This window comes from Rhodococcus sp. NCIMB 12038 (assembly GCF_002165735.1).
Lineage (GTDB): Bacteria > Actinomycetota > Actinomycetes > Mycobacteriales > Mycobacteriaceae > Rhodococcus_F.
Window position 1 is genome coordinate 1 of sequence record NZ_NHML01000096.1, and the last position, 1,195, is coordinate 1,195.

1 protein-coding gene is annotated in these 1,195 nt (G+C 64.7%); it reads right to left on the minus strand.

Going from position 1 to position 1,195, the window contains the following annotated elements; genetic code table 11:
* Positions 1-144: 144 nt before the first annotated feature.
* Positions 145-972 carry a fumarylacetoacetate hydrolase family protein gene (locus tag CA951_RS42125; RefSeq protein ID WP_218780577.1) on the minus strand — a complete coding sequence of 276 codons (828 nt, stop codon included), beginning with the start codon at positions 970-972 and terminating at the stop codon, positions 145-147.
* Between the last annotated feature and the right edge of the window lie 223 nt (positions 973-1,195).

A 1,195-nucleotide genomic window follows, 5' to 3' on the forward strand; every position in this document is an offset into this window, starting at 1 on the left:
TCGGGTCCCACCGGGGGTACGGGCATTGTCTCCATCTGGAGCACTTCGGGTTCGCCGAACTCCCGGAAGACCATCGCGCTCATAGTGGAGGGCACGTCCGCCTTCACGTCCGGCCAGGGNGCTTCTGCGATCAGATCTGTCATCTCATGCACTCTCGAGTGTGTTGATGATGCGGCCGAGTCCTTCGATCTCCGCCTCGACTACATCGCCGTTGTGAAGGAAATCCTTCCGGGGCATCCCGACGCCAGCCGGGGTACCCGTCAGGATGAGGTCGCCGGGCTCCAACGTCAAGGTATGGCTGACCTCGGACACCAGACGCCGCACGTCGACGACCATGTCGCGTGTCGACGAGTCCTGCTTGACGACCCCGTTCACGGAAAGCCGGAGCGACAGGTCGCCGGGATCCCCGACTTGCCATGCCGGTGTGATCCCGGGGCCGATCGGGCAGGACTGGTCGAACGCCTTGTGTTTGAGCCAGTCGAAGGCGAATGGGGCGAGGACTGCGTTCGGGCGGGGGAACCGGAGGCGGGCTGACAGGTCGTTCGAGACCGTGTATCCCGCAACGTGTGCGTCGACCTCGTCCACGGCGAGGTCCGCGCACCTATCGGCGATGACGACGGCTAGTTCGATCTCCCAGTCGAGACCGGCACCTTCGATGTCCCGTACACGTATGGTGTCGTAAGGGCCGGTGAGCGCGGTCGTCGGAGGCTTGAGGAAGAAGAACGGCGACTCCGCGGGATCCGGCCGGGCTGTGCCCATCTCGGCCGCATGGTCGTAGAAGTTCGCGCCGGCGCAGATGACCTTCCGGGGATGCGTGATGGGAAGCACAAGCCGTGCGTCGGCGACCGCATCGAGCTCGACCGGATCGAGGGATCGCAGCTTGTCCTGCCACGCGTGCCACGAATCGAGCAGGGCGAGCATGTCGTGAGGCCAGTGGGAGGGCAGCGCCCGGACGGTGTCGTTGTCGAGCACGCCGAGTCGGTGTCCGGGAAGGCCAGGTGTTTCGTATTGAACCAGCGACCACATGGTGGAAATCCTGTCTTCCGCTCAGTGCTCGAGGAGCGCCTGGTTGATCGGGCCCCAGCTGTTGACCGCCGCCAGGTCGACTTCCCACGTCTTCGGGTACTGCGGGAAGTCGGTGTGCCAGGGCCGCGGCTCGAAGTAGCCTTTCGACTCGTCAGAGATGACGTCGAGC